This is a genomic window from Martelella sp. UBA3392, assembly GCF_002358775.1.
Classification (GTDB): Bacteria; Pseudomonadota; Alphaproteobacteria; order Rhizobiales; family Rhizobiaceae; genus Martelella; species Martelella mediterranea.
The window spans coordinates 1-5,684 of the sequence record NZ_DEPM01000224.1 but is presented as its reverse complement, the minus strand read 5'-3'; the positions used below and the strand labels follow the sequence as shown (position 1 = coordinate 5,684).

Genomic DNA, 5,684 nt, shown 5'->3' with positions numbered 1-5,684 from the left:
ACCCCTCTCTGCCCCTGTCGGGGCATCTCCCCCTCAAGGGGGGAGATTGTCGGGAGTGTGTGGCGATGTCATTTTAACAAAACCACCACCGCATTCCTTCGCCACCCAAACACGGAGACCCGATGAAACCGCTTGAGCCTATCAGCCCGAAGCTCAGATTGTCGCTTGGCATCCTGTTCTTCGTGATCTTCTTTGCCGGCTGGTCGTTCGCGACCTTTGGCGGTTTCGTATCGAAGACGTTTCTGGCCGATCCGATCACCATGATTAAGGACGGCTGGTGGCTGTTGTCGAAGCGCGGCTTTCTCGGCGATATCGGCATCACCGTCTGGCGCGTCGTCGGCGGCTTCGTGCTGGCCTCGATCATCGCGGTGCCCGTCGGCATCGCCATGGGGGCCTACAAGCCGATCGAGGCGCTGCTCGAGCCATTCGTCTCGTTTGCCCGCTACCTGCCGGCCTCGGCCTTCGTGCCGCTTCTGATCCTGTGGGCCGGCATTGGCGAGATGCAGAAACTGCTGGTGATCTTCATCGGCGCGGTGTTCCAGATCATCCTGATGGTCGCGGTCTATGTCGCCAATACCAGACGCGATCTGGTCGAGGCCGCCTATACGCTGGGCGCTTCCGACAGGGGCATCGTTCGGCGGGTGCTGCTGCCTGCTTCGGCCCCCGATATCGCCGAGACGCTGCGGCTCGTGCTCGGCTGGGCCTGGACCTACGTCATCGTCGCCGAGCTGATCGGCGCCTCGTCCGGCATCGGCTACATGATCATCAATTCGCAGGCGCTGATGGCGACCGGGCAGATCATCTTCGGCATCATCGTCATCGGCGTGATCGGCCTTATCTCGGACTTTGCCTTCAAGCTGGCGAACCGCCATCTCTTCGCCTGGAGGTTCGCATGAGCGCGCCGGAACTCGAAGTCAAAGGCGTGTCGCGGGTCTTTCCCGGGCGGCGGGGCGCGAAGCCGGTGCAGGCGCTGTCGCCGACGGACCTGACGCTTGAAAAGAATGATTTCGTCACCATTCTGGGTCCTTCCGGCTGTGGCAAGTCGACGCTGTTGCGCATCGTCGCCGGTCTCGACAGGCCGACCACCGGGTCCGTCTATCTGGAAGGCAGGGAGATCAGGGGGCCGGGCGCCGATCGCGGCATGGTGTTCCAGTCCTATACGCTGTTTCCATGGCTGACGATTCGCGAGAATGTTGGTTTCGGCCTGCGCGAAAAGGGCATGAAGGCATCGGCCATCAAGGAGACGGTCGATCTCTATCTTGACCGCGTCGGCCTTTCCGCCTTTGCCGATCACTGGCCGAAACAGCTTTCCGGCGGCATGCAGCAGCGGACCGCGATCGCCCGTGCGCTCGCCAATGACCCGAAGATCCTGCTTCTCGACGAGCCCTTCGGCGCGCTCGACAACCAGACGCGCGGGCTGATGCAGGAACTTCTGCTCGGCATCTGGGAGCGGGAGAAGAAGACGGTGATCTTCGTCACCCACGATATCGAGGAGGCGGTGTTCATGGCCTCGCGTGTCGTCACCATGTCGGCGCGGCCGGGAAGGATCTCGTCGGTAACGCCCGTTGATTTCGCCCACCCGCGCGACTATCGCCTCAAGGCCGATCCGGAATTCGCCAAGCTCAGGATGCAGCTCACCGAGGAAATCCGCGCCGAGGTGATTGCCGCGGCGAGCCGGGGCTGAGAATGGCCGAGGAAAGCCGTCCGCTGGCGCTGCATGCCCGCATCGAACGTGAGGTCGAGGATCGTATCCTCTCCGGCGAATGGCCGCCCGGCACTCGCATCCCCTTCGAGCACGAGTTGACGGCGCATTACGGCTGCTCGCGCATGACGGTGAACAAGGCGCTGTCGCAACTCGTGAAGAAGGGCCTGATCGAGCGCCGGCGCAAATCGGGCTCCTATGTCCGCCAGCCCGAAGTGCTCTCCGCCGTCATGGAGATCCACCAGCTCGAGCGCGAGGTGCGGGCGCTCGGCCTTGCCTATGCCTTTCGGCTGATCGAGGCCACGGAGCGCAGCGCGGGCGAGGCCGATCGCAAGCGGCTCCTGCTGTCCGCTCCGGCGGCGGTGATGCATATACGCGGCATCCACAGCGCCGGCAGCCGCCCCTTCTGTCTCGAAGATCGGCTGATCAGCCTTGCGGAAGTGCCGCAGGCGCGGGAGGCCGATTTTTCGAAGTATCCGCCAGGCTCCTGGCTCCTGGAACAGGTGCCGTGGAGCGCCGCCGAACATCGCATCAATGCCGTCGGCGCGGGTCGCGCCGAGGCCGAGCTGCTCGATCTGCGCGAAGGCGCGCCCTGCCTGGTGATTGCCCGGCGGACATGGAATGCCAGCGGGTCGATCACCCAGGTCAACCTTACCTATCCCGGCGACATGCACACGCTCGTCGCCGAGTTTTCGCCATCGGGCAGGGCGGGGTAGCGCCCGATCGGGGACGCGTTGAGCCGCTCTCAGTGCGCGGACGACATGTCGCCCAGCACGGTCTTGTCGGCGACCGTGGAATCCGGGTTGAGCGTATAGACCATGGGAACGCCGGTCGCGAGGTTGAGCTTCAGGATTTCCTCCTTGCTCATCCTGTCGAGGATCATGATCAGCGCGCGCAGCGAATTGCCGTGGGCCGCGACCAGCACCTTTTCGCCCCTGAGCACGCGCGGCAGGATGTCGGTCAGGTAATAGGGCCATACCCGCGCGCCGGTGTCCTTCAGGCTCTCGCCGCCGGGCGGCGGCACGTCATAGGACCGGCGCCAGATATGGACCTGTTCCTCGCCCCATTTCTTGCGGGCGTCATCCTTGTTGAGGCCGGCGAGATCGCCATAGTCGCGCTCGTTGATCGCCTCGTCCTTGATGGTCTCAAGGTCGGATTGTCCGATCTCGTCGAGAATGATCTGGCAGGTGTTCTGGGCGCGGATGAGGTTCGAGGTGAAGGCGATGTCAAACTTGATACCGGTTTCGGCCAGCGCCTTGGCGCCGGCAAGGGCCTCGGCCCTGCCCTGATCGGTGAGATCGGGATCCTTCCAGCCGGTGAAAAGGTTCTTCAGGTTCCATTCGCTTTGGCCGTGACGGACCAGAACCAGCGTTCCGCTCATAAGATCAAATCCTTCGTTGCTATTTGGAAAGCCCGAGCACGTCGAGCATGGAATAAAGTCCGGGTTTCTGGTCGCGCGCCCAAAGTGCTGCCGCGACCGCGCCGCGGGCGAAGATGCTGCGGTCGGTGGCCTTGTGCGACAGGCTCACGGTCTCGCCCTCGCCTGCCAGCAGCACGGAATGCTCGCCGACCACCGAGCCGCCGCGCAGCGTGGCAAAGCCGATTGTGCCTTCCTCGCGCGCGCCGGTATGGCCGTCGCGCACCTTCACGGCCTTGTCCTTCAGCGAGACGCCGCGCCCCTCGGCGGCGGCCTCGCCCAGAAGCAGCGCGGTGCCGGACGGCGCGTCGACCTTGTGGCGGTGGTGCATTTCCAGCACCTCGATATCCCAGCCCCTGGCCGACAAGGCTGCGGCAGCCTCTTTCACCAGAACCCCGAGAAGATTGACGCCGAGGCTCATATTGCCGGATTTGACGATCCGGGCGTGGCGGCTTGCCGCCTTCACCTTTGCCTCGTCCTCCTCCGACATGCCGGTGGTGCCGATGACATGGACGATGCGCGCCTGGGCGGCCAGCTCCGCATATTCGACGGAGGCGGCGGGCACGGTAAAGTCGAGCACGCCGTCGGCATTGACAAACGCCTTCAGCGGATCGTCGGTGATCGCAACGCCAAGTTCGCCCACGCCGGCAAGAACGCCCGCATCCTTGCCAAGCGCCGGACTGTCGGGCCGGTCGATCGCGGCGTGCAGAACGGCGCCTTCGGTTTCGCAGATGACGCGGATGAGGGTCTGGCCCATCCGTCCGCTGGCGCCCACGACGACAAGCTTCATTGCCGGAGAATTCATACGTCTTCCTGGTATTTGCGTTTTACGGCGACCCCGCCGCAGGTGAATGCTGTGGGGCAGGCAGACCTTATTGCAAGCTTTCCGTGAAAGAAAGATCGGCAGAGGGGAAATCGGTCTGATTGCTTTGCCTGCGCCTATACCCGCCAGCGGCGGCCGTCGAGGGCGAGGCCGAAGCGGGTGGGGGTGCGGGCGAAGCTGGAAAGGCCGGCAAGCGCTGCGAGCGGATGGGTCACGACATAGGTCGGGATCGCTTCCAGAAGCTTGGTGTGCGGGGCCTTGTCCTCGAAGGCGGCGCGGAATTCCGGCTTTTTCAGCGCCGGCAGGATTTTCTGCGAGATGCCGCCGGCGAGATAGACGCCGCCGCGCGCCATGAACACCATCGCCATGTCGCCGGCAAGGCGGCCGAGATAGGTGGCAAACAGGGCGAGCGTCTCCACCGCTTGGCGGTCGGTGCCGTCAAGCCCGTGCTGGCTGACATCCTTTGGCTCATACGGTTTCGGCGCGATGCCGTCGGCGGCGCAGATGGCGTTATAGAGGTTCACCATGCCGCGGCCGCACAGGATCTGCTCGGCCGCCACCCGGCCCTCGATCGTCTTGATATGGGGGAAAACCTCGTAGTCGCGCGGGGTGCGCGGACCGACATCGATATGGCCGCCTTCGCCGGGAACCGGTATCCAGCGCTCCTCGGCATGAACGAGGCCCGCGACCCCGAGCCCGGTGCCGGGGCCGAGCACGACCCGCGAGGCCAGCATCTTGTCCGGCCGGTCGCCGATCGGCTCGCGAAACTCGTCCGGCATGTTGGCGATCGCCAGCGCCTGGGCCTCGAAATCATTGATGACGATCACGTCAACGAGGCCCAGATGGGCGATCATGTCGCGCGGCTTCACCACCCAGTCGCAATTGGTCAGCGGAATTTCATCGCCCCGGATCGGGCCGGCGACGGCCAGGATCGCGCTTCTCGGCTGCAGCGAGGACTTGTCCATCACCGCCGCCTGGATCGCGTCGCCGATCGTGGCGAAATCGGCGGTGTGGACGATCGGGAAGTCGCGCGGCTCGGCATAGGGATCGACCACCAACGAAAACCGGGCGTTGGTGCCGCCGATATCGCCGATCAGGATGGGGAAGGCTAGCGGTTGGTCGAGCGGAATTCTGGCCATGGTGTTTCCCGTTATGTGAGGCGTTGCGCCTGTGCTTCTTTGCAATCCCGGACGGCGAGCCGTTATCGACCTCGACTGAGAGGCCCGGCTTTTCGGATTTCCTACATCAGTTCAAATCGGTTTGGAAGGGTCGGTTCACCCTCTCGGCCTTTGTGTCGGTACGGGGCCGATCTCGGGCCATGGCGCGAGCGGTGGCAGCGGGATTGCCGGCGTCAGCGCGGCCTGCGGCAGTTCGGCAGGCGCGGGCGCATCGAGCACGGCCGTGCATGCGGCCGGCAGGTCGGAACTGATGGTGTAGCTCGGCCGGGTCGGTTTCGGCGGCGGCTTTGCGGGCTTCTCGGGCGGTTTTTCAGGCTTTGCGGGCGCCCAGGGTTCGTCGGAAAGCCACCAGGCGAGGTTCGCGCCGCAGCCGTCATCGGCCATGTCCACACGGTTCTGCGGGTCGCAGTCGGGCGAGCCGGGGCGGCAGAACAGGCGGATGTGGAAGTGGTAGTGATGGCCGTAATAGGGCCGCACCTTGGCCAGGTTTGTGCGGTCGCCCTTCCAGTCGTCGCAGAGCGCCTTCTTGATGCCGGGGTGGACGAAGATGCGCTGCACCTCCGG

At 64.6% G+C, this 5,684-nt stretch carries 7 protein-coding genes; 3 read left to right on the top strand and 4 right to left on the bottom strand.

Annotation, left to right across the window (positions count from 1 at the left end):
• Nucleotides 1–122: 122 nt before the first annotated feature.
• From B4E36_RS18020 to hutC, 3 genes are read left to right on the top strand one after another with little or no spacing between them, the layout of a single operon-like run.
• On the top strand, nt 123–896 hold the full coding sequence (locus B4E36_RS18020) for an ABC transporter permease (RefSeq protein WP_292054330.1): 774 nt from the start codon (nt 123–125) through the stop codon (nt 894–896).
• Entirely contained in the window at nt 893–1,684 is a 792-nt protein-coding gene (locus B4E36_RS18015; RefSeq protein WP_292054333.1) for an ABC transporter ATP-binding protein, read from the top strand. The genes B4E36_RS18020 and B4E36_RS18015 overlap by 4 nt, the downstream gene beginning before the upstream one ends.
• Nucleotides 1,685–1,686: 2 nt before the next feature.
• Nucleotides 1,687–2,418, top strand: coding sequence for a histidine utilization repressor (hutC, locus tag B4E36_RS18010; protein WP_292054334.1), 732 nt, complete (start codon nt 1,687–1,689; stop codon nt 2,416–2,418).
• Nucleotides 2,419–2,447: 29 nt separating this feature from the next.
• Here hutC and B4E36_RS18005 read toward each other — a convergent pair whose 3' ends face one another.
• The 4 genes from B4E36_RS18005 to B4E36_RS17990 all read right to left on the bottom strand — a co-directional run.
• On the bottom strand, nt 2,448–3,083 hold the full coding sequence (locus B4E36_RS18005) for a 2,3-bisphosphoglycerate-dependent phosphoglycerate mutase (RefSeq protein ID WP_292054337.1): 636 nt from the start codon (nt 3,081–3,083) through the stop codon (nt 2,448–2,450).
• A gap of 19 nt (nt 3,084–3,102) precedes the next feature.
• Nucleotides 3,103–3,924, bottom strand: a complete 822-nt coding sequence (gene dapB, locus B4E36_RS18000; protein WP_292054338.1) for a 4-hydroxy-tetrahydrodipicolinate reductase — start codon at nt 3,922–3,924, stop codon at nt 3,103–3,105.
• A gap of 134 nt (nt 3,925–4,058) precedes the next feature.
• Complete coding sequence (locus tag B4E36_RS17995; RefSeq protein ID WP_345900641.1) at nt 4,059–5,081, bottom strand: glucokinase; 1,023 nt, start codon at nt 5,079–5,081, stop codon at nt 4,059–4,061.
• Between the two features lie 135 nt (nt 5,082–5,216).
• Nucleotides 5,217–5,684 (bottom strand): penicillin-insensitive murein endopeptidase (locus tag B4E36_RS17990; protein ID WP_345900640.1); only part of this gene is annotated, 468 nt, incomplete at its 5' end.

What these genes read in the sequence shown, in the direction of transcription:
- B4E36_RS18020 (WP_292054330.1), top strand. Translation starts at nt 123, where the DNA reads ATGAAACCGCTTGAGCCTATCAGCCCGAAGCTCAGATTGTCGCTTGGC.
- B4E36_RS18015 (WP_292054333.1), top strand. Translation starts at nt 893, where the DNA reads ATGAGCGCGCCGGAACTCGAAGTCAAAGGCGTGTCGCGGGTCTTTCCC.
- hutC (WP_292054334.1), top strand. Translation starts at nt 1,687, where the DNA reads ATGGCCGAGGAAAGCCGTCCGCTGGCGCTGCATGCCCGCATCGAACGT.
- B4E36_RS18005 (WP_292054337.1), bottom strand. Translation starts at nt 3,083, where the DNA reads ATGAGCGGAACGCTGGTTCTGGTCCGTCACGGCCAAAGCGAATGGAAC.
- dapB (WP_292054338.1), bottom strand. Translation starts at nt 3,924, where the DNA reads ATGAATTCTCCGGCAATGAAGCTTGTCGTCGTGGGCGCCAGCGGACGG.
- B4E36_RS17995 (WP_345900641.1), bottom strand. Translation starts at nt 5,081, where the DNA reads ATGGCCAGAATTCCGCTCGACCAACCGCTAGCCTTCCCCATCCTGATC.